This is a genomic window from Gaetbulibacter sp. M235 (assembly GCF_043876835.1).
Classification (GTDB): domain Bacteria; phylum Bacteroidota; class Bacteroidia; order Flavobacteriales; family Flavobacteriaceae; genus Yeosuana.
In genome coordinates, this window is record NZ_JBAWJZ010000003.1 from 343,787 (window position 1) to 365,203 (window position 21,417).

19 protein-coding genes are annotated in these 21,417 nt (G+C 31.0%); 9 read left to right on the forward strand and 10 right to left on the reverse strand.

What is annotated here, in order from left to right; genetic code table 11:
• Positions 1–94: 94 nt before the first annotated feature.
• The 3 genes from V8G69_RS06780 (at position 95) to V8G69_RS06790 (ending at position 5,003) form a co-directional block, all read left to right on the forward strand.
• Entirely contained in the window at positions 95–484 is a 390-nt protein-coding gene (locus V8G69_RS06780) for a carboxypeptidase-like regulatory domain-containing protein (RefSeq protein ID WP_394881071.1), read from the forward strand.
• A 430-nt stretch (positions 485–914) separates the two neighbouring features.
• Positions 915–3,761, forward strand: coding sequence for a TonB-dependent receptor domain-containing protein (locus tag V8G69_RS06785; RefSeq protein ID WP_394881072.1), 2,847 nt, complete (start codon positions 915–917; stop codon positions 3,759–3,761).
• Positions 3,762–3,800: 39 nt separating this feature from the next.
• Positions 3,801–5,003, forward strand: coding sequence for a multidrug transporter (locus V8G69_RS06790; RefSeq protein ID WP_394881073.1), 1,203 nt, complete (start codon positions 3,801–3,803; stop codon positions 5,001–5,003).
• 71 nt (positions 5,004–5,074) lie between these two features.
• Here V8G69_RS06790 and V8G69_RS06795 read toward each other — a convergent pair whose 3' ends face one another.
• Complete coding sequence (locus V8G69_RS06795) at positions 5,075–5,428, reverse strand: nicotinic acid mononucleotide adenyltransferase (RefSeq protein WP_394881074.1); 354 nt, start codon at positions 5,426–5,428, stop codon at positions 5,075–5,077.
• 376 nt (positions 5,429–5,804) lie between these two features.
• On the opposite strand from V8G69_RS06795, the gene V8G69_RS06800 reads away from it, so the two are divergent.
• Together V8G69_RS06800 and V8G69_RS06805 are read left to right on the forward strand one after the other, a co-directional pair.
• Positions 5,805–6,995, forward strand: a complete 1,191-nt coding sequence (locus tag V8G69_RS06800; RefSeq protein WP_394881075.1) for a porin — start codon at positions 5,805–5,807, stop codon at positions 6,993–6,995.
• Between the two features lie 68 nt (positions 6,996–7,063).
• On the forward strand, positions 7,064–9,385 hold the full coding sequence (locus tag V8G69_RS06805) for an inorganic phosphate transporter (RefSeq protein ID WP_394881076.1): 2,322 nt from the start codon (positions 7,064–7,066) through the stop codon (positions 9,383–9,385).
• A gap of 59 nt (positions 9,386–9,444) precedes the next feature.
• Here the strand turns inward: V8G69_RS06805 and V8G69_RS06810 are convergent, their stop codons facing one another.
• The 5 genes from V8G69_RS06810 to V8G69_RS06830 form a co-directional block, all read right to left on the reverse strand.
• Positions 9,445–10,191 carry a type II CAAX prenyl endopeptidase Rce1 family protein gene (locus tag V8G69_RS06810; RefSeq protein ID WP_394881077.1) on the reverse strand — a complete coding sequence of 249 codons (747 nt, stop codon included), beginning with the start codon at positions 10,189–10,191 and terminating at the stop codon, positions 9,445–9,447.
• A gap of 10 nt (positions 10,192–10,201) precedes the next feature.
• Entirely contained in the window at positions 10,202–10,702 is a 501-nt protein-coding gene (locus V8G69_RS06815; protein ID WP_394881078.1) for a hypothetical protein, read from the reverse strand.
• Between the two features lie 169 nt (positions 10,703–10,871).
• On the reverse strand, positions 10,872–13,343 hold the full coding sequence (locus V8G69_RS06820; RefSeq protein WP_394881079.1) for a ribonucleoside-diphosphate reductase subunit alpha: 2,472 nt from the start codon (positions 13,341–13,343) through the stop codon (positions 10,872–10,874).
• 196 nt (positions 13,344–13,539) lie between these two features.
• A complete protein-coding gene (locus V8G69_RS06825; protein ID WP_394881080.1) occupies positions 13,540–14,520 on the reverse strand; it encodes a ribonucleotide-diphosphate reductase subunit beta in 981 nt (326 codons plus the stop codon).
• 313 nt (positions 14,521–14,833) lie between these two features.
• On the reverse strand, positions 14,834–15,400 hold the full coding sequence (locus V8G69_RS06830) for a DUF3109 family protein (RefSeq protein ID WP_394881081.1): 567 nt from the start codon (positions 15,398–15,400) through the stop codon (positions 14,834–14,836).
• Between the two features lie 111 nt (positions 15,401–15,511).
• On the opposite strand from V8G69_RS06830, the gene V8G69_RS06835 reads away from it, so the two are divergent.
• Genes V8G69_RS06835 through V8G69_RS06845 form a run of 3 tightly spaced genes read left to right on the forward strand, consistent with a single transcriptional unit; the run spans position 15,512 to position 16,901 of the window.
• Positions 15,512–16,093 (forward strand): MarC family protein, encoded by a 582-nt coding sequence (locus tag V8G69_RS06835; protein ID WP_394881082.1) that lies wholly within the window; start codon positions 15,512–15,514, stop codon positions 16,091–16,093.
• 2 nt (positions 16,094–16,095) lie between these two features.
• On the forward strand, positions 16,096–16,299 hold the full coding sequence (locus V8G69_RS06840) for a hypothetical protein (RefSeq protein ID WP_394881083.1): 204 nt from the start codon (positions 16,096–16,098) through the stop codon (positions 16,297–16,299).
• On the forward strand, positions 16,299–16,901 hold the full coding sequence (locus V8G69_RS06845; RefSeq protein ID WP_394881084.1) for an NAD(P)-binding domain-containing protein: 603 nt from the start codon (positions 16,299–16,301) through the stop codon (positions 16,899–16,901). Before V8G69_RS06840 ends, V8G69_RS06845 begins: the two co-directional genes overlap by 1 nt.
• Here the strand turns inward: V8G69_RS06845 and V8G69_RS06850 are convergent.
• From V8G69_RS06850 to V8G69_RS06865, 4 genes are all read right to left on the reverse strand, one after another.
• Positions 16,898–18,487, reverse strand: coding sequence for a S41 family peptidase (locus tag V8G69_RS06850; RefSeq protein WP_394881085.1), 1,590 nt, complete (start codon positions 18,485–18,487; stop codon positions 16,898–16,900). The genes V8G69_RS06845 and V8G69_RS06850 overlap by 4 nt on opposite strands.
• Positions 18,487–18,918 (reverse strand): deoxycytidylate deaminase, encoded by a 432-nt coding sequence (locus V8G69_RS06855; protein ID WP_394881086.1) that lies wholly within the window; start codon positions 18,916–18,918, stop codon positions 18,487–18,489. Before V8G69_RS06855 ends, V8G69_RS06850 begins: the two co-directional genes overlap by 1 nt.
• A 227-nt stretch (positions 18,919–19,145) precedes the next feature.
• Positions 19,146–19,739, reverse strand: a complete 594-nt coding sequence (locus V8G69_RS06860; protein WP_394881087.1) for a HupE/UreJ family protein — start codon at positions 19,737–19,739, stop codon at positions 19,146–19,148.
• Between the two features lie 47 nt (positions 19,740–19,786).
• On the reverse strand, positions 19,787–20,746 hold the full coding sequence (locus V8G69_RS06865) for an NAD-dependent epimerase/dehydratase family protein (protein WP_394881088.1): 960 nt from the start codon (positions 20,744–20,746) through the stop codon (positions 19,787–19,789).
• A 153-nt stretch (positions 20,747–20,899) separates the two neighbouring features.
• On the opposite strand from V8G69_RS06865, the gene V8G69_RS06870 reads away from it, so the two are divergent.
• A complete protein-coding gene (locus V8G69_RS06870) occupies positions 20,900–21,415 on the forward strand; it encodes a hypothetical protein (protein ID WP_394881089.1) in 516 nt (171 codons plus the stop codon).
• The last annotated feature ends 2 nt before the right edge of the window (positions 21,416–21,417 follow it).

The window sequence follows — 21,417 nt, forward strand, 5'->3', positions numbered from 1 at the left end:
TTAAGATAACATTTTAATGACAGTTGTTTAATAATTACATAACATCCTAGTTAAAGTAAAGCCATTAATTTGCTCTATAATTTTTAAGAAACCAATGAAACAATTAATTACTTTATTACTATTTACTTTTTCAAGCTTAGGTTTTGCTCAAAACATGGGTTTAATTGTTGGTAAAGTAATGGATAAAGATATGAATAATGAACCTTTGGTTTTTGCAAGCGTTTCTATAAAAGGAACCGCTATTGAGTCAACCTCAGATATTACCGGTTTATTTCTACTTGAAAATTTAGCTGATGGTGATTATACATTGGTATGTAACTTTGTTGGTTATGAAACCAAAGAATTACAGGTACACGTTAGTTCAATGGAACCAACTGAAGTTAAAGTTTCATTAGCACCAAGTACCATTTCATTAAATGAACTAGCTTCACTAGCTAGTGTTGCTAAAAAAGAAGATAAAACTTCTATCGCCATAAACAATTAATTTCTTTAAAATAGGTTTCCTTTAAAGATTTATTTTTTTTGAATATTCACAATTTGTCATAATTAACTTTTCCATGTCAGGTCGAGCGCAGTCAAGACCTCATTATGAATTTATTAACTTTGATAACCTCTCGACTGCGCTCGAGGTGACAATAATTTATGATTTTTTACGGACAATCAAAAAAAAATCCTCATTATCATTTATTTGCATTAAACTACAATTATTTTCTTTCTTAAACTTTAGAAAAGTAAGGTCTATTCATAGAGAATCATCTTTAATTTTTAATGTTAAGCTATTGTTTACAAATCAAATGTTTTTAAGTAAAGAGATAACGTTTAGGTAACTCTTGCGTTACCGTTGTTTAATTCTAAGGTAACATCCTATTTACAAACCATCACTTCCTTTGCATCAATAAATTCATGAAAAACTAATGAAAAAAATCATACTATTATTTATACTTTTTGTTTCTACATTTTCCTATGCTCAGAACACAGGTTCGATAGTTGGAAAATTAACGGACAAAGAATATAATGATGAACCTCTTGCTTTTGCTAACGTATTAATTAAAGGAACAACCAAAGGAACAACCTCTGATATAGATGGTCTGTACGGTTTTGAAAATTTAGATGCCGGTTCTTATACTTTAATTTTCAGCTTTGTTGGTTATGAAACTTTAGAAATAAATGCACAGGTTATAGCCGGAAAAGTTACAGAAATTAATGTACCAATGAGTGCCAGTGCAGCTTCTTTAGATGAAGTTGTAATTACAACAACTACAAAACGTGAAAGTGAAACCGCTTTGTTATTAGAACAAAAGAAAGCTGTAGAAATTAAGCAAAGTATTGGTGCCGAAGAATTATCAAGAAAAGGTGTTAGCGATGCTGCTGGAGCGATTTCCAAAATTTCAGGTATTTCAAAACAGGAAGGATCGAGCAATGTTTATGTTAGAGGTTTAGGAGACCGTTATTTAAACACTACATTAAATGGTTTGTCTTTACCTTCAAACGATGTTAACAAAAAGAACATTGATTTAAACTTATTTTCTACAGATGTTATTGAAAATGTTTCTGTAGCTAAAGCGTATTCATCAAAATTCTATGGCGATTTCTCTGCAGGTAATGTAGATATTAAGTCTAAAGATTATACTGGCAATGGCTTTATCGATATAACTTTAGGTACAGGTTTTAACACCAATGCCATTGGCAAAAATTTTGTAAGAAGCGAAGGAACAGGTTTCTTTGGATATTATGGACGTTATTCTCACGACCCATTTGCCATTATTTTATCTCATGGTATAGATCCTGTAAATGCTGGAACACCTATAAATATTAGTTATGGAGGTTCTGCAGGAAAGACTTTCAACTTTAAAAATGGTTCTCGCTTAAGTTTATTTGTAACTGGATCTTTTGATAATGGCTATGAATACAGAAAAGGATCAGCTGTTGATTATACATTGGCTGAGAAAAAAGCCTTTGATGTTGCTGAAGAATATGAATATTCTACTACTTCAACCGTTATGGGAAGTGCTAATTTTAGAATTGATGATAAAAATACTTTAAAGTATACTTCTCTTTTTATTAATAACTCTTCAGATGTTGTTGGTTATTTTGGTACTGACGGAACTGGTAGAAATTTCAATGCTCAATTAGATACTGATAAAGGGTTTTACCAAATGAACGTTCAGTTTGACCAAACACAAATGACTGTTAATCAATTAGAGGGAAATCATAAATCGGATAAACTGGAAGTAGATTGGGGAATTGGTTACAATTTAGTGCATTCAAAACAACCGGACAGAAAGCGTATCTCTTTAGAGAATTACCAATACTCCTTGGATAACGACCCAAATACAAACCCTACTTTTTACAGTAATATTCCTTTTGATAACCAACGTTATTTTCAAAACATTAAAGATGAAGAATTTAACAGCCGCTTAAATTTAGCTTATACAGTTTCTGACATGTTTAAATTAAATTTTGGTTATGACGGAAAAAACAAAACAAGAAATTTTGATAACATTAGATATGGTTATGACATCGTAGATTCGAACTATCCTGTAACTGATGCAAATAATTTCAATAATGATTTTAGCCTTGATAACTTAAGAATAAATTCTAACGACACTAATGGTCTTTACCTTCTTAAAGTTATTAACCCTATTCCGGGAGTATCAAACACAAACCGTCCTGGATTACCTGAAAACACCTATAATGGAACTTTAAATATTTATGCAGGCTATTTAGATGCTGAAATAAAAGCAGGTGAAAAATGGTTGTTCGTTCCTGGTGTACGCGTTGAGTCGGTAGATCAAAAAATTGGTTATGATGTAATAAATCTTGGGAATAATGGTAATGAAACAGTATCAACTCATGAAACCTTTTATTTACCTAGTTTAAACATTAAATATGTTATAAACGAAGATCAAAACTTGCGTTTTACAGCTAGTCAAACAGTGTCTCTACCTGAATTTAAAGAAGTAGCCCCTTTTGTTTATGAAGGTGTTTCTACACGTATAGGTGGAAATCCTGACTTATTGGGAACAACAACTAATCCAGATCCTATAAACATTGGCAAAAAAGGATATTCAAAAATATTGAATTTAGATTTAAAATACGAATGGTTTTACAGTAAAAGTGAATTGTTTTCATTATCGGCTTTTGCTAAAGAAATTAAAAATCCAATCAATTTAGTTGTTGGAGCCGATGCTACCGGAACACAACGTTATTTTAGAACTGGTGATAAAGCCAATATTTATGGTGTTGAAGTAGAATTAAGAAAAAATCTGTTGCGCAACACAGACGAAGATGCCATACTATCTTTTGGTTTCAATGCAACTTATATGAAAACCGAACAAGATTTGTATGATCAAGTAAGTGGTACTTATAACTTGTCTTTCAACAGAAGTAAAGAAGAATTGCAAGGAGCTTCTCCATTTATATTGAATGCAGATATTAACTATTCGCCAGTATTTAACAATTACAAACCAACTGCCAACTTAGTGTTTTCATATTTCTCAGACAGAATTGACGCTTTAGGATCGGGACAGTTAGGAAATGTGATAGAAAAAAGTGTGTCAACCCTAGATTTCATTTGGAAAAATAATATCAACAACAAATTAGAAATCAATCTAAGCGCCAAAAACTTACTAAATCCAACAGTTAAATATATTAGAGAAACTACTCTTGGCGATGTTGTAATAACATCTGCTAATGGAAAAGGTGTTTCAAACTATAAACGAGGCATGGATTTAGGACTTCAATTAAAATATAAATTTTAACCACTAATATTAAATAGAAATTAATTAAACAAAAAAATGATGAAAAATAATTTATTTTTAGGATTAGCAATTGTATCGATGCTTTTCTCTTGTACTACTGATGATACAGCTGATATAGTTATTAATGATAATAGTGATAATAGTGTAACTAATAACACAACTACTGGTGGTGGAACTCCAACTGGTCAAACTATCAAATTAGCTGGAACTTATAACGAAAATTTAACTTTAGATCCAATTAATACTTACATATTAAACGGTTCTTTAATTATGGCTTCTGGCACTACATTAACAATACCTGCTGGTATGACTATTAAAGCTGAAGCTTCTGGAGCTAATGTTTACATCGCTATTTCTCAAGGCGCAAAAATTATAGCTAACGGTACAGCTTCTGAACCAATTGTATTAACATCTTCTGCTTCAAATCCACAAGCTGGAGATTGGGGAGGATTAATCCTTTTAGGAAAAGCTCCTATCAACTCTGTTTTAGCTGGTTCTACTTCTACTTCAGAAATTGCTAGTTTACCTTATGGTGGTAGTAATCCTGCTGATGATTCTGGTTCTATTCAGTATCTTCGTGTTGAGTATTCAGGTGGTGCTGCCGATGGTCAATCAGAAAACAATGGATTATCTTTTTATGGTGTAGGTAACGGTACTCTTGTAAAGTATGTTGAATCATTTGAAGGTAAAGATGATGGTTTTGAGTTTTTTGGTGGTACTGTTGAAGTAAGCTATTTATATTCAATAAATAACCAAGATGATTCTATTGACTGGACTGAAGGTTTCTCTGGAAAAATTACTAACGCATACGTTAAACAAGGTGCCGATCATGATAAAGGTATTGAAGCTGATGGTTATAACTCAGATTATGGAAACAATGTAGATCCTAAATTTTGGGCAAGCCCTACTTTAACTAATATCACTATTATTGGTAATGGTTCTTCAACTGGAGGAGAAGCTGTTCGTTTAAGAGTTGGAACTAAAGGTTCTTTAAACAATATTTACATTAAAGGTTTTGCAAAAGGAACTGAAGTTGTTGGTGATGCTGGAGATAATCCAACAGGAGCATGGGTTTTAGATGGTTCTTTACATTTTAATAACGTAACTTTTGATGATGTAATTACTAAAGCTCAAAACGCTACTACTGAAGTTTGGGGTGAAACTGAATTAATTACAGGTGACGGTAATGCTACAATGACAGATTTTGCTACTTGGGGAGCAGGTTGGTCAAGAGTAGAATAATAACTTATATTCAATAAATAAAAAAGCCTCCTATTTCTAGGAGGCTTTTTTATTACAATTTGTTATTTATTCTAAAGATTTTCTTTTTGTGTCTTTTCAGACTCCTTTAAATTAGCAATAACATTTGTACTATAATCTACTTCTTTTACTGTTTCTTTAGTCCAGTAAAACCATTTGCCGACTTTCTTCCCATTATCATAATTAGCTAAAACTGTTTTATTGCCTTCAGCATCAAAACTTAACCATTTCCCTTGAAGTTTTCCATCTAAAGTATAAGCACCTGTTTGGCTTACTACTCCATTGTCATGATAATAAGTAACTTCAATTAAATTAGTTTCATTGTTAAGTTTTAAAACTCTCTCTTTTTGAGCAAGAGAAACCATACTGATAAAACAAGCAAATAAAATAAACATGTTTTTCTTCATAATTATGGGGTTTTAATTAATAATAATCAAAGATAAGACAAAGTTTACATTAAAACAATGTTTTGGTAACATTAAGTTAACATTGATATTGTTATTGATTGATTTAAAACAACTTATATGATAATTTAGTTTGTTATAATTAATGATTAATTAATATTCACATTACAATCAGGTTATCTTAATAAGTGATATTTGCTCGTATTTTAAAATACAATTAGAAATTTCATATAATCTATTAGTTTTTGTCGACTACATTATCATGAATCTAATGACTGCCTTTGGCCAAGGCAGTTTTTTTGTTAAAAAAATAATGATTTAGAAACATTAAGTTAACATTGGTTTTAGTCCTTTGCAGCGACAAAAACTAATAACTCTAATGAAACTAAAACTTTCAATTGTAGCTATACTACTTTTAGCTATAAATATTGTTAATTCTCAAGAAATTAAATCCCCTAAATTTGGAAAAGGTCTCTTTAACTTAGTTGGTAAAGATAGTTCATGGACCATGAAAGTTGGATTTAGAGCTCAATTTTTAGGAACTTCTACTTGGCAAAAAGGAGAAAGCAATCAATCAAATATGCTTATAAGACGCTCTCGTCTAAAATTTGATGGTTATGCTTACAGTCCGAAATTAAAATACAAAATAGAGCTTGGTTTATCAAACCTTGATAATTCTGGAACTTCATCATATACAAGTAATAGTCCTCGTATTATTATGGATGCTGTTCTTCAATGGAATTTTTATGAAAATTTTGAATTATGGGTAGGCCAAACAAAACTACCAGGAAATAGAGAACGGGTCATTTCTTCTTCTAGCCTTCAACTAGTAGATCGTTCGCTACTAAATAGCAAATTCAATATTGATAGAGATATGGGAATTCAGCTTAGACATCATTTTAATCTTTCTGAAAAATTTGTTGTAAAAGAAATCCTCTCAATCTCACAAGGAGAAGGTAGAAATGTTACCACTGGAAATTTAGGTGGTCATGAATACACTGGTAGGATTGAGCTTTTACCTTTTGGTAACTTTAGTAATAAAGGAGACTATGTAGGTGGTGATTTAAGTAGAGAGCAAAAACCAAAATTTGCTTTAGGAGCTGCATATGACTTTAATAATAGTGCTGTAAGAAACAGAGGTAACCAAGGATCTTATATGGTAACCGATAATGGCTTATTTGAAACAAATATTAACACATTATTTGTTGATGCCATGTTTAAATACGATGGATTTTCGTTTATGGCTGAATATGCAGAAAGAGATGCCTCTGAACCACTTGCTAAAAATTCTGATGGAACCCTAACTGGCGATGAAGTTCAAGTTGGACACGGATTAAACTTACAATCTGGATATTTATTTAAAAATAACTGGGAAGTCTCTGGTCGTTATACAAATGTAGAATTAGATAAAAATATTACAGGAAAGAATCCTGAAAATCAATATACATTAGGCATTTCAAAATATATTGTGGGTCACAATTTAAAAGTGCAGTCAGACATAAGTCATTTACAAATTAAAAATGACCATAATGAGTTAATGTTTAGATTACAATGTGAATTACATTTTTAAAATATAACAATTACATAACACAGTTGAATAAAACACTATAGATATTTGCAAACTATTTTTAATTAATTATGGAAAATATATACTTATATATGATTATTGCCTTAGCCATTTTAGCGATAGCCGATTTGGTTGTAGGTGTAAGTAATGACGCTGTAAACTTTTTAAACTCAGCAATTGGATCAAGAGCTATTTCATTTAAAACCATCATGATTGTTGCCAGTTTAGGTATTGCTGTTGGGGCTTTATTTTCAAGTGGTATGATGGAAGTTGCCCGTAATGGTATTTTCAATCCTGGTGAATTTATGTTTGATGAAATCATGATAATTTTTATGGCGGTTATGATAACCGATATCTTATTATTAGATTTTTTCAACACATTTGGTATGCCTACTTCTACAACTGTATCGATTGTATTTGAATTATTAGGTGCTTCGGTAGCTATCGCACTTATTAAAATTGGACATAAAGGAGGAGATTTTAGCGATCTTATAAATTATATCAACACCTCGAAAGCAACCGAAATAGTATCAAGTATATTGCTTTCTGTTGCCTTATCGTTTTCGGTAGGAGCATTTGTTCAGTGGGTTTCTAGACTATTGCTTTCTTATAATTTTGAAAAGAAAGCTAAATGGGTTGGTGCCTTATTTGGAGGCATTGCAATCACATCTATTGTATATTTCATATTTATGAAAGGAATTGGCGGAACTAGTTTTGCAAAAGAATCTTACGAGTTTACAGGTGGAGAAACCATTAAAGATTTTTTAAAACATAATGCATTGAATATTTTATTTATAAGTTTTGTGTTATGGTTCTTAATATCTTATTCTTTAATACAGTTTGCAAAGACAAATATTTTTAAGTTAATTATTTTAATAGGTACATTTTCATTGGCATTAGCTTTTGCTGGTAACGATCTAGTAAATTTTATTGGCCCATCAATAGGTGCATTTCAATCGTATCTAGATTTCACAAACCCTGCAGTTAATACCTTAGGCTTAGCAGCAAACGAATTTTCAATGGAAAGTTTAGGAGCAAAAGCTTCAACACCTACTTTATTGCTGTTTATTGCTGGTCTTGTAATGGTTATAACACTTTGGTTTTCTGCAAAGGCTAAAAATGTTATGAAAACCGAAATAGATTTAGCCAATCAAGGAGATACAAAAGAACGTTTTCAACCAAATTTTTTATCCCGTGGTTTTGTGAGATTTGCCATATTATCGTCACAAATAAGCTCTTATGTATTACCAAAGTCTTGGCAAGCAAAAATTGATAAGCAATTTGAAGTTCCAGTAATTACTTTAAATAAAGATAAAAATTACGAATTGCCGGCTTTCGATATGGTGAGAGCTGCTGTAAATTTAATGGTTGCTGCTGCTTTAATTTCATTAGCTACATCAATGAAATTGCCATTATCTACAACTTATGTAACCTTTATGGTTGCCATGGGTACATCATTGGCAGACAGAGCTTGGGGGGCAGAAAGTGCCGTTTATAGAGTTGCTGGTGTTTTAAATGTTATTGGAGGATGGTTTTTTACTGCTATAAGTGCATTTTTTGCTGCGGCATTAGTGGCATACTTATTAAATCTGAATGTACCTATAATGTTCCCTCTTTTATTGGTAACCGCTTTTGCTTTAATAATAAAAAGCTCGATTGCATTTAAGAAAAAATCTAAAGAAGTTAAAGCTGAAGATAGTTTAACCAAAGCAGAAAGCAGTTCTATACAAGGTGTAATTTATGAAAGCGCTAATAACATTGCAAATGTTGTTAAAAGAGGCAATAGAATTTATACGAATGCCATAAATGGCTTGGCAAAACAAGATTTAGCATTATTAAAAAAGAATAAAAAACAGATTATAAAACTATCAGATGAAGTAGATGAATTACGAGATAATATTTTTTACTTCATAAAAAATTTAGATGAATCGAGCCTTGGTGCCAGTAATTTTTATATTCATATTTTAGGTTATTTACAAGATATGACCCAATCTCTGGAATATATTACTAAAGTTAGTTATAAACATGTTCAAAATAACCATAAGAAATTAAAATTCAACCAGATAAAAGAATTGAAAGAAGTTGATGAACGTTTTGAAACATTCTTCAATAATACTCAAAATGCTTTCGATTCCAGATCATTTGAACAAATTGGTATTATTTTAGGCAGAAAACAAGAGATTTTAGGTTTAGTATCCTCAAAAATTCAAAAACAAGTTGAACGTACTCGTACAGAAGAATCGAGTCCAAAAAACACTACATTGTATTTTAGTTTATTATTAGAAACTAAAGATTTATTAAATGCCACTATGAATCTTTTAGAAGAGTATTATGCTGCCCACGACCGTTCTGTAAAACCTGCAACCTTAAGAAAACCTGAAGCAGAAGAATAAAATAATATCATTTTAAAAACATAAAAAAGCCATCAAATTAAAGATGGTTTTTTTATGTCTTAATTTAAAGTATAAAAATAATAATCTATTAATATGATTATTAGGTTATGAACAAAATGTATTACAATACCCAGCCATAGTGTTTTGTATTTACTTCTTAAATATCCTAAAACCATTCCAAAAGGGAAAATCCAAATAAATGATATAAATGAAAAATGCACCAAAGCAAAAATAAACGCCGTAGCTATAACAGTTACATTATTATTGGTTACTTTTTGTAGTTGATTAAATAAAAATCCTCTAAAAGCCAGTTCTTCAAAAATTGGAGGCAAGATAACAACAAATATAACTGCCCAAAATAAGGGATAATCAGAATAAGAATAGGTTTCTATGTAGTTAATAGTTTCTACCTCTAACACAAAACTATTTACAAATTCAATAAAAAAATAAACGAAAAAACTTGAATAAATTGGAAAGATAAATGTGAAAATCCAAATTCCTATATTGGCTTTAGGAAGCCTATAGAGATTCAAAATATTCTTATAATCAAAAACACAAAATCCAATGACCAATCCCGCAAAAACAGATTCAATAACACCTTCTGTAAATAGACTTAGCTCATATTCATGGTTCAAATAAAAACTCACCAATGCAAAAACTAAAAATGTTACATAAAATGTAATGATAACGTTTAAAGATTGTGTTCTAATTTCTAAATAACCTTGCTGAACCTGTTTTCCGCATTTTGAACAAAATTTACTTTCTTCAAAAAGGAACTCACCACAACTGTTACAAAATTTTTCCAATCTTAAAAGTCTATTGTTTTTTTATTGCAGAAGCAGAATAAATACCTTTTCCTAAATAAGCTATAATTAAAATTTTCCAAAGGAAACCTTTTATAATTGTTGTGGGATTAACAACTGCAGATATTATAATAGTAGTTAAATATAATAACAACCCTAATAACAATGCCATTAAAGGTTTTTGTGATGACCAGAATGCCAAAACAAGATAAATAATACTAAGTACAACGTTGGTTATTAAAATGGAGACGTCATTCATAGAAAAAAATAAAATCACTCCAAACACAAGACTAATCCCAGACATAACGTAAAGCGTATTTCTTGCCGATTTTATTTTATCATCGGCATCCTTTATCTTTCTATTTTCTATTACCTTATTGGCATGAAAAATAGCTATTTCCTTTTCTGTTCCATTTTCAGGAAAGCCACAGTTAGAACAATAAACACTTCCAGAATCCAAAGTAGTTTTACATATTGAGCATTCCAGTAATTTGGTAACAATATCTTCTTCCATAAATAATAATGTTTAATTGAATTAACTTTTAATTTATATATGAATATAATTAAAAACTTTTATTGCAATTGTATTTTACTTAAATAAATGCAAAAAAAACCATCTCAAATGAGATGGTTTTAATAACACTTAATTTAATTCCTTTTCATAGAAAAGGTAATTCTAATTTTTATGAACCGCACATTAAACAATCATCTCCACCTGTAGAACCTTTTGCTTGTGCTATTAAAGCTCTCATTTCTTCAGCTGTCATTGGTTCTACTTCTGTATTTTGCTGTGCAAATTTAGCTGCTGCTTGAACTGCCAATTTTTTTTGTTGCGCCAATTGTGCTTCATCAACTTCAATAACTTCTTCAATAGGCTCCTCTTTTTTAGCTTTATCTAAAGTAAATTTAATAGCATCAACCGCACTCTTGGTACGTAAATAATACATACCTGTTTTCAAGCCGCTTTTCCAAGCATAAAAATGCATTGATGTTAATTTAGCCATTGTAGCTCCTTCTAAAAACAAGTTAAGCGATTGAGATTGGTCAATAAAATAACCTCTTTGACGAGACATATCAATGATGTCTTTCATGCTTAATTCCCAAACTGTTTTGTATAATTCTTTTATATTTTGAGGGATAGCATCAATTCCTTGAATAGAGCCATTAGCTCTCATGACTTCTTGTTTTAATCCATCATTCCATAAACCTAACTCAACTAAATCTTCCAGTAAATGTTTATTTACAACAATAAACTCACCCGATAATACACGACGTGTATAAATGTTTGAAGTATAAGGCTCAAAACATTCGTTATTCCCAAGAATTTGAGACGTTGATGCTGTTGGCATTGGTGCTACCAATAAGGAGTTACGCACACCATGTTTTACAACTTGTTTACGTAATTTAGCCCAATCCCAGAGACCACTTAAATCTTCATCTTTTAATCCCCATAAATTATACTGAAACTCACCTTTGCTTATTGGAGAACCTTTAAATGATTGATATGGTCCATCGGCTTTAGCTTCTTCCATACTGGCTGTTACAGCAGCAAAATAAATAGTTTCAAAAATATCTTGATTTAATTTTTTAGCTTCATCACTAGTAAAAGGCATACGCAATTGAATGAAAGTATCAGCCAATCCTTGAACGCCTAAACCAATTGGTCGATGACGCATATTAGAATTTTCTGCTTCTTTTACCGGATAGTAATTTCTATCAATTACTTTGTTTAAGTTTTTGGTTACTCGTTTAGTAACACGGAATAATTCTTTATGATCAAATTCACCGTTTTTAATAAACATTGGTAACGCTATGGAAGCCAAATTACATACCGCAATTTCATCTGGAGATGTGTATTCTAAAATCTCTGTACATAAATTTGATGACCTAATAGTTCCTAAATTTTGTTGATTTGATTTACGGTTTGCCGCATCTTTATACAACATATAAGGTGTTCCTGTTTCAATTTGAGATTCAACAATTTTCTCCCAAAGTTCACGTGCCTTGATGGTTTTTCTTCCTTTTCCTTCTGCTTCATATTTTAAATATAAAGCTTCAAATTCTTCGCTATGAACATCACACAATCCTGGACATTCATTAGGGCACATTAATGTCCACTGTCCATCTTCCTGAACACGTTTCATGAATAAATCTGAAATCCACATAGCGTAAAATAAATCACGTGCACGCATTTCTTCTTTACCATGGTTTTTCTTCAATTCTAAGAATTCGAAAATATCAGCATGCCAAGGTTCTAAATAAATAGCGAAACTACCTTTACGTTTTCCTCCACCTTGATCTACATATCTCGCTGTATCATTAAACACCTGCAACATAGGGACAATACCATTACTTGTTCCGTTTGTACCAGCAATATAACTTCCAGTAGCACGAACATTATGAATTGACAATCCAATACCACCGGCAGATTGCGATATTTTAGCGGTTTGCTTTAAGGTGTCGTAAATGCCATCAATACTATCATCTTTCATGGTTAATAAGAAACAAGATGACATTTGTGGCTTTGGTGTACCAGCATTAAATAATGTTGGTGTAGCGTGTGTAAAATATTTTTTCGACATGAGCTCATAGGTTTCTATGGCAGACTCAATGTCATTAAGGTGTATCCCAACGGCAACACGCATGAGCATATGCTGTGGACGTTCAGCAATTTGACCGTTTAATTTTAAAAGATATGAACGTTCAAGGGTTTTAAAACCAAAATAGTCATATCCAAAATCACGATTATATATAATAGTAGAATCTAGGGTTTCTTTATGTTCCATGATGACCTTGTAAACATCGTCAGCCAAAAGTGGTGCATCTTTGCCTGTTCTTGGGTTTACATAGGTGTATAAATCATGCATTACCTCACTAAAGGTTTTTTTGGTGTTTTTGTGTAAGTTAGACACAGAAATTCTGGCTGCTAAACGCGCATAATCTGGGTGAGCAGTTGTCATAGTTGCTGCAATTTCTGCTGCAAGATTATCTAGTTCACTAGTTGTTACGCCATCATATAATCCTTCAATAACACGCATTGTTACTTTTAAAGGATCTACCAATTCGTTCAATCCATAACACAATTTACGCACTCTTGCGGTAATCTTGTCGAACATAATTTGTTCTTTTCTGCCATCTCTTTTTACTACATACATTTTAATACACGGTTTTAATTTTCCTGATACACCTTCAGAAAAGTGGTTAGTTAGTTATTCTAGTTTTTATTCTAATTTACAATTAGAAAAACTTAGTTAGTTTAGTTTGTTAATTTTGATAATGAAATGTTAGATTCTAATAATTTAGAATTAACAAAGCTTTTTCTTTATATCAATAAAGGGTTTTAATTTAAGACTAGAAATCAGCGTCGAAACTGAATTTATCTTTGTCTTCTTCTTTATTAAGAACCCCTGCTTTTTGGTATTCTGAAACACGTTTCTCAAAGAAATTTGTTTTTCCCTGTAATGAAATCATGTCCATAAAATCAAATGGATTGGTTGAATTATAAACTTTATCGCAACCAAATTCCCCTAATAATCTATCGGTTACAAACTCCAAATATTGAGTCATCAGTTTTGCATTCATTCCAATTAAACTTACTGGTAATGATTCTGTGATAAACATTCTTTCAATATCTAAAGCATTCGTCAATATTTCAGTAATTCTTTCTTTCGGCACTTTGTTTACAATATGATTTTGATGTAAGTGTACTGCAAAATCACAATGCAACCCTTCGTCTCTTGAAATTAATTCATTTGAAAAAGTTAACCCTGGAAGCAAGCCTCTCTTTTTAAGCCAAAAAATAGAACAAAAACTTCCTGAGAAAAAGATGCCTTCAACCGCTGCAAACGCAATTAAACGTTCCGCAAAACTTGGAGATTCAATCCATTTTAAAGCCCAGTCTGCCTTTTCTTTAATTGCTGGAAAAACTTCTATGGCTTTAAATAATTGATCTTTTTCTTTTTCGTCTTTTACGTAGGTATCTATTAAAAGTGAGTAAACTTCAGAATGGATATTCTCCATCATGATTTGAAAACCATAAAAGAATTTTGCTTCACTATATTGAACTTCAGACACAAAATTTTCAGCCAAATTCTCGTTAACAATGCCATCACTAGCTGCAAAAAACGCCAAAATATGTTTTATAAAATAGCGCTCATCATCACTTAGTTTATTATTCCAGTCTGATAAATCTTGATGTAGATCAATTTCTTCTGCAGTCCATATACTAGCTTCTTGTTTTTTGTACCATTCCCAAATATCATGATGTTTAATAGGGAAAATAACAAAACGGTTTTTATTCTCTTGTAAAATGGGCTCCATTGGCTGCGACATTGCTGGTATAGTTTTTTTAAAATTAGACGAAAAATTGCTCCGATTTGGAATTAACAAAGATTGAAAATTGAAGTCGAAAATGAAAGGTATAGTTATAAACATTGTCAACAAGTTTTTAACAAAGCTTAACATTTGTAAATTTTTGGCTTCATTTTTTGTAGATTATAAAATATTGATTACCAAATATTTATAAATAATAAAATTTGCTAAACCCTTATAAAACAAGGATTGTTTGTTAAAAAAAATATCAAAAAAAGGTCTTCAAAAAACAGAATTTCAAAAAAAATATAAGTTATTTTTTTGAATGAAGGAATTATTTATAAGTAAGCGCTACTTTTTCCAATTCAGAGTACCAATCTTCTCCAAATTTTCTAATTAATGCTTCTTTTACAAATTTGTAAACCGGAACTTGTAATTCTTTTCCAAGTGTACAAGCATCGTCACAAATAGACCATTTTTCATAATTAACAGCAGAAAACTCACTATAATCTTGAACCCTTATAGGATATAAATGGCACGAAACTGGTTTTTTCCAAGTAACCTCTCCTTGATTATAGGCTTCTTCAATAGCACAAAGCGCAGTTCCTCTTTTATCAAATATAACATAGGCACAATCCGCCCCGTCAATCAATGGTGTTTCTAAGTCTCCAAACTCAGTGGTTATAAAAACACCTTGTTCTTCAATAGCCTTAATACTTTCCTTTCTTAAAAAAGGTTTTACCTTAGGATAAATCTCTTCAAGTATTTTAGTTTCTTTCTTGCTTAATGGCGCTCCTGCTTCACCATCAATACAACACGCGCCTTTACAAGCAGAAAGATTACATAAAAAATCTTTTTCAATAATTTCTTCTGAAACGATGGTTTTTCCAATTTGAAACATAGTAGAAACTTAACTTTTAAAGAGTGCAAATTTAATGAAACTTTATCGTTATAATAACTTATGGATAAGTATTAATACTATACTTTTGCAAAAAATTTAAACCCTTTTAAAATGCAATTAAATTTCAAAGAAATTTTCACTGTTTTTATGGTTTTATTTGCCGTTATAGATATTGTTGGCAATATTCCTATTGTTATTGATTTAAGAAAAAAAGTTGGACATATTCAAAGCGAAAAAGCATCCATTATCGCTGGTGCCATCATGATATTATTTTTGTTTTTAGGAAAAAGCATTTTAAATCTTATTGGTATAGATGTTAGTTCCTTTGCCGTTGCCGGTTCATTTATATTGTTTTTTATTGCTTTAGAAATGATTTTAGGCATTACACTTTACAAACAAGAAGAAACTAACCCTATAACGGCTTCTGTATTTCCACTAGCTTTTCCGTTAATTGCTGGGCCTGGAAGTTTAACAACCTTATTATCATTAAGAGCTGAATATGATTTAGAAAATATTATCATTGCCATTATATTGAATGTTATTGTTATTTTTATAGTACTAAAAACCTCAAAAAAAATTGAACATTTTTTAGGCCAAAACGGCATCAATATTATAAGAAAGATTTTTGGTGTAGTTTTGTTAGCAATTGCAGTAAAATTATTTGCTCATAATATTAAAATATTATTTGTTTAACTATGAAAATTTTCATCATTATACTAAGCATTATAGCTTTAGGGCTCATTGCTTTTAACGCCACAAAAATAGACACAAATAACCCATTCAATGGAGAAAGTGCTTTAGCTTTAATTACTATTTTAGCAGCTTTATGCGCTATGATACTCTTACAAATCCTTAGAATTTCAAAACGTATTGAATCTCAGTCCAAAAAGAAAAAATAATGTTTAACGTTTTAATAATAGGTGGTGGAGCAGCTGGTTTATCATGTGCTTTGGTTTTAGGTTCTGCAAAAAAAATAACAATTGCAGAAAACAAAAAAATTGGCATTATAACCCATCAAAAAACATCGGATCTTCAAAATGCCTTGTTTAATAACGTACTTGGATTAACTCCAGGAACAACTGGCACATCTATTCTAAACGATGGAAAGAAACAATTAGCCAATCTTTATCCGCATGTTGAACAAATTGATAACGAAAAGGTTTCTGAAATAATAAAGGTAGATAACAAGTTTCAAGTTAAAACCAACAAGAATTCATACAACGCCGACATTGTTATTATTGCAGTTGGTTATACTAATTTAATGACCATTAAAGGTTTAGAGACTTATATTGAAGCTCACCCAAGAGCCGCCAAAGAAAAAAATAGAATTTGGTTAAAAAACACCGATCATCTTATTGAAGACGGACTTTATGTTGCTGGCACTTTAGCCGGATGGAGAAGTCAATTCGCCATAGCTTCTGGTAGTGGAGCGCAGGTAGCTACTGATATTTTGACTTTGTGGAATGGTGGAAAGCACATAAAAGTGCATGATAAAATTTAATGTTGTTCACTTAATTTAATCACCTCTTCAATCATGATATCCTTTTGATTGAAAATTTCTTCAAAAGCCCCATCACCATATAACTGGTCTCCTAAGGTTGCTTTTAAATACTGTTTCACTTCATCATGATAAGCAACAAATGTAATTTTTGATTCTGTTCTAGCATTTATAAAATCTTGAAAAGCAAACACCAAATCATCACCAACTTGAAAGTTATCAATAAAGTCTTGTTTGGTTATATCTTTATAAGAACTTCTATCCTTTTCTAGTTCTTCAAAAATAAAATTTCCTAAATAACCTCTTCTAAGTAAAAAACTTAAGGTTTCATTTTGCATGCCCCTATCAAGCGGTACAAAAACATCAGGAATAATACCTCCGCCACCATAAACAATTTTTCCTTTAGGTGTGGTATACTTCAATGAATCTGCTACTTGCATTTTTGCAGAATCTAAAAGCTCACCACTTTCTAAACGCTCGTAGTAATCATCAAAATAATCTAGAACTCCTTTTTTATAGGACCTTTGAATTGATCTTCCTGTTGGCGTATAATATCGAGATACTGTTAACCGAATGGCGCTACCATCGCCTAATTCCATTTCGCGTTGTACCAAACCTTTTCCATAGGAACGTCTTCCAACTATAGTTCCTTTGTCATTATCTTGAAGTGCCCCTGCAACAATCTCACTTGCTGAAGCAGAATTTTCATTAATCAATACAAAAACCTTTCCATTTTCAAAATCTCCTTTATTAGTGGCAAAGCTTTTTTCAATAGCTCCACTTTTGTTTTTAGTAAATAAAATAAGCTTACCTTTTTCTAAAAACTCATCAGCAATTTCTTCGGCAATACCAAGAAAACCTCCAGGATTATCCCTTAAGTCTAACACCATTTTAGTAGCCCCTAGTTTTAATAACTTTTGAATGCCTTTATTAAATTCTTTATAAGTTGTTTCTGCAAACCTATTCACTTTTATATATCCTAAATTATTGGTTAACATGTAGGCCGCATCTACACTTTTTATTGGAATATTTGATCGTTTTACTGTAAAATTTAAAAGTTTTGGTTCTCCCCTTCGGTACACTTTTAAATCTACTTTTGAATTTATTGGTCCTTTTAATTTTTTCACAATTTCACCATCATTCAAGTATTTTCCATAAAGAGAATCCCCGTTAGCCATGATGATTCTATCTCCTCCCTTAATTCCTGCTTTATCACTAGGCCCACCTTCAACAGGTCTTATAACAGCAATTGAATCTTTGTACGTGTAAAAACTTACGCCAATACCTACAAAGTCGCCTTTCATGTTCTCAGCAACTCGTTCCATATCTTCTTTAGGAATATAAACCGAGTGCGGATCTAAATTTTCTAAAATACCATTTACAGTAACATCTACAATACTATCCGTGTTTATATCATCAACATAATCATAATCAATATAATCTATAAGCCTGTTTAGCTTATCCTTTTTACTATTGGTAGAAAACAGTCTATCGGGAGAATCCGTGAAATTTAATTTTCCGCCAATAAAAATCCCAATAGCTATCGCTATTCCAAATAATAAAGGCAAATATTTCTTTTCAATATTCATTATACGTTTATATCTTCTATAAGCTTAAGTTCTATACCAGCCTTTTTTAAAAATTGTAAACCAGAATCGTCTTTATAAGTTTTTGAGTAAACAACTTTAACAATACCAGCTTGATGTATTAATTTACTGCATTCTTTACAAGGTGATAAAGTTATATAAAGTGTAGCTCCCTTACATGATTGTGTGGAACCTGCCACTTTTAAAATAGCATTAGCTTCGGCGTGCAATACGTACCATTTTGTATAACCTGCTTCGTCTTCACAAAAATTCTCAAAACCTGATGGCGTTCCATTATACCCATCAGAAATTATCATTTTGTCTTTTACTATTAAAGCTCCAACTTGCTTTCTTTTACAATATGATAATTTCCCCCATTCTTCAGCAATTCTTAAGTAGGCTTTATCGTATCTAAGCTGTTTATCTTTTGACATGTATTTTATTAAAATTATGGCGTGTGTGCCATTACTTTGTTTGGCACATCAGGCTTTTCACTATATATTTTTTATGTTATCAACCTATAATATCACATAAAATTAGGATTCCGTTACAATCCTTCACGCAAAATAATATAACGAAGATAATTGCTTGTAATTTTAATTACAATGCTAATTCGTTAAAGTTTTATGAAATTTAACTAAATAAACCTTTAATGACCTTATTACAAGCCTAAAAAATCACTTTTGAGAATCATTGGAATAACAAGCCCAACTACAATTGCCGAAATTACCACAATCCAGTCACGTTTAGAAAATCTAAATAATGTTTGAGTTAAAAAACCTAAAAACAAAACAGAAAACACAATAATAACTTGTGAAATTTCAATTCCTAAAGCAAATTCTACAAGTAAAGCCAATTTACTATCAGTCTTTCCAGCAAGCATATGAAACTCGCGTGCAAATCCCAAACCGTGAATTAATCCAAAAAATAAGGTCGAAAAAAACAGTACGCCAATTTTTTCCTTTTGAGCTCCTTTACCTGCAGTAAACACATTAAAAAGGGCTACAATTAAAATGGTTATTGGAATTAAAAACTCTATTAATTTCCCATCAACCCTAATAATATCATATGCCGCTAAAACCAATGACAAGGTATGTCCTAAGGTAAAAGTAGATACTAATAAAAGAACGTGTTTCCAATCTTTAAAAATATAAGGAACTGTTAAAACTATAAGGAATAAAACATGGTCATAGGCATTAATATCAAGTACATGATTAATACCATATTCTACATGAAACCAGAAATTTTCAAGCATATTATTTGGGGTTAGAATTTTTCAAATATACAATTAATCACGATTTTTTATAATTGATTATTATATTTTTCGCCCAAATGTTTTAGCATTTCCTTTGTTATGTCTTGAAGTGAAAATTTATGTTTCCAGTTCCAATCTTCTCTGGCATTTGAATCATCGATGCTTTTTGGCCAGCTATCGGCAATAGCCTGTCTGAAATCTGGATTATAAGTTATTTTAAAGTCTGGGATTTCTTTCTTTATAGTTTCCGCTAACTCTTTTGGTGTAAAACTAATGGCAGAAAGGTTGTATGAAGATCGTATTTTAACGTCCTTATCATCGGCACTCATAATATCAACCGTAGCTTTAATGGCATCGTCCATAAACATCATTGGAAGCGCCGTGTCTTCAGTTAAAAAACACTCATATTTTTTATCGGTTATAGCTTTATGATAAATTTCAACAGCATAATCTGTTGTACCACCTCCTGGCATTGTTTTCCAACTTATAATTCCTGGATAACGAACGCTTCTTATATCTACAGCATATTTGTTATGATAATATTCGCACCAACGTTCTCCTACTTGCTTTGTTATACCGTAAACCGTTGATGGTTCCATAACAGTAAATTGTGGGGTGTTTTCTTTTGGTGTTGTCGACCCGAAAACAGCAATACTTGAAGGCCAAAATACTTTTTGGATAAATTTCGCCTTAGCTAAATTTAACACATGAAATAATGAGTTCATATTTAAATCCCACGCTTTCATTGGGTATTTTTCTCCTGTAGCACTTAAAATTGCTGCCATTAAATAAACAGTATTTATATGGTGTTTTTCTACGCAAACTTTAATAGCTGAATAATCTTGTGCATCTACAATTTCAAATATTCCTGAATTAACAATCTCTAAATTGGTATAACTTATATCGCTCGCAATTACGTTTTTATCTCCATAAATTTCTCTTAATTTAAAAGTCAATTCAGAACCTATTTGCCCGCATGCACCAATAATTAATATTTTAGGAGTCATTAATTTATGTTTTTATAAGAATCCCTCAAAATTAAAAAGATTTTATTGATGATTTTATATTATAATGAAAAATATTAAAAAGTCATTGAATATAATTTAAAAAATAATATTGTGTTCTATTATATTTGTAATGTTCACAAAAATTTAAAATTAATGAGATCACTTCTTCTGAGTATTATTTGCCTATTTTTTTCTTTGTTATCTTGTAATCAAAAGAAGGAAAATGATGTTCCAATTCAGGTTACTGTACCAACAAAAAAAATCACAGAGAGTGATATCTCAAAACTCAAATTTTTAGAATATGGTTTAGATATTAAAACTGAAAAAGCTATTGAGTCTTGGGAAAAATATAAAGAACTTGAAGATATAACGGCGAAACTTAAAAAAGGTGATTTAACTTTTTTTAAAGATAATAGTGAAGCTATAAAAACATTTTTAAAAGAATTTAAAGAAAAAATTCCTGATACGCTTAACACGCCTTCTGTTGAAGCCAGAGTAACTGCTTTAGAAACTAAACTTTACAAACTTGAAAGCTTAGCTAATTTATCAACAACTACTAAAGAAGAATTAAGTTTTACTATTAAAGAATTTTTGGAGTCTCTTTCTAATTTAAATTTACAAATGAACAAAAAGCTTGAAAAAGATTCGCAAGATTCTAATATTCAATAAAA

What these genes read in the sequence shown, in the direction of transcription:
- V8G69_RS06780 (WP_394881071.1), top strand. Translation starts at nt 95, where the DNA reads ATGAAACAATTAATTACTTTATTACTATTTACTTTTTCAAGCTTAGGT.
- V8G69_RS06785 (WP_394881072.1), top strand. Translation starts at nt 915, where the DNA reads ATGAAAAAAATCATACTATTATTTATACTTTTTGTTTCTACATTTTCC.
- V8G69_RS06790 (WP_394881073.1), top strand. Translation starts at nt 3,801, where the DNA reads ATGAAAAATAATTTATTTTTAGGATTAGCAATTGTATCGATGCTTTTC.
- V8G69_RS06795 (WP_394881074.1), bottom strand. Translation starts at nt 5,428, where the DNA reads ATGAAGAAAAACATGTTTATTTTATTTGCTTGTTTTATCAGTATGGTT.
- V8G69_RS06800 (WP_394881075.1), top strand. Translation starts at nt 5,805, where the DNA reads ATGAAACTAAAACTTTCAATTGTAGCTATACTACTTTTAGCTATAAAT.
- V8G69_RS06805 (WP_394881076.1), top strand. Translation starts at nt 7,064, where the DNA reads ATGGAAAATATATACTTATATATGATTATTGCCTTAGCCATTTTAGCG.
- V8G69_RS06815 (WP_394881078.1), bottom strand. Translation starts at nt 10,702, where the DNA reads ATGGAAGAAGATATTGTTACCAAATTACTGGAATGCTCAATATGTAAA.
- V8G69_RS06820 (WP_394881079.1), bottom strand. Translation starts at nt 13,343, where the DNA reads ATGTATGTAGTAAAAAGAGATGGCAGAAAAGAACAAATTATGTTCGAC.
- V8G69_RS06825 (WP_394881080.1), bottom strand. Translation starts at nt 14,520, where the DNA reads ATGTCGCAGCCAATGGAGCCCATTTTACAAGAGAATAAAAACCGTTTT.
- V8G69_RS06830 (WP_394881081.1), bottom strand. Translation starts at nt 15,400, where the DNA reads ATGTTTCAAATTGGAAAAACCATCGTTTCAGAAGAAATTATTGAAAAA.
- V8G69_RS06835 (WP_394881082.1), top strand. Translation starts at nt 15,512, where the DNA reads ATGCAATTAAATTTCAAAGAAATTTTCACTGTTTTTATGGTTTTATTT.
- V8G69_RS06840 (WP_394881083.1), top strand. Translation starts at nt 16,096, where the DNA reads ATGAAAATTTTCATCATTATACTAAGCATTATAGCTTTAGGGCTCATT.
- V8G69_RS06845 (WP_394881084.1), top strand. Translation starts at nt 16,299, where the DNA reads ATGTTTAACGTTTTAATAATAGGTGGTGGAGCAGCTGGTTTATCATGT.
- V8G69_RS06850 (WP_394881085.1), bottom strand. Translation starts at nt 18,487, where the DNA reads ATGAATATTGAAAAGAAATATTTGCCTTTATTATTTGGAATAGCGATA.
- V8G69_RS06855 (WP_394881086.1), bottom strand. Translation starts at nt 18,918, where the DNA reads ATGTCAAAAGATAAACAGCTTAGATACGATAAAGCCTACTTAAGAATT.
- V8G69_RS06860 (WP_394881087.1), bottom strand. Translation starts at nt 19,739, where the DNA reads ATGCTTGAAAATTTCTGGTTTCATGTAGAATATGGTATTAATCATGTA.
- V8G69_RS06865 (WP_394881088.1), bottom strand. Translation starts at nt 20,746, where the DNA reads ATGACTCCTAAAATATTAATTATTGGTGCATGCGGGCAAATAGGTTCT.
- V8G69_RS06870 (WP_394881089.1), top strand. Translation starts at nt 20,900, where the DNA reads ATGAGATCACTTCTTCTGAGTATTATTTGCCTATTTTTTTCTTTGTTA.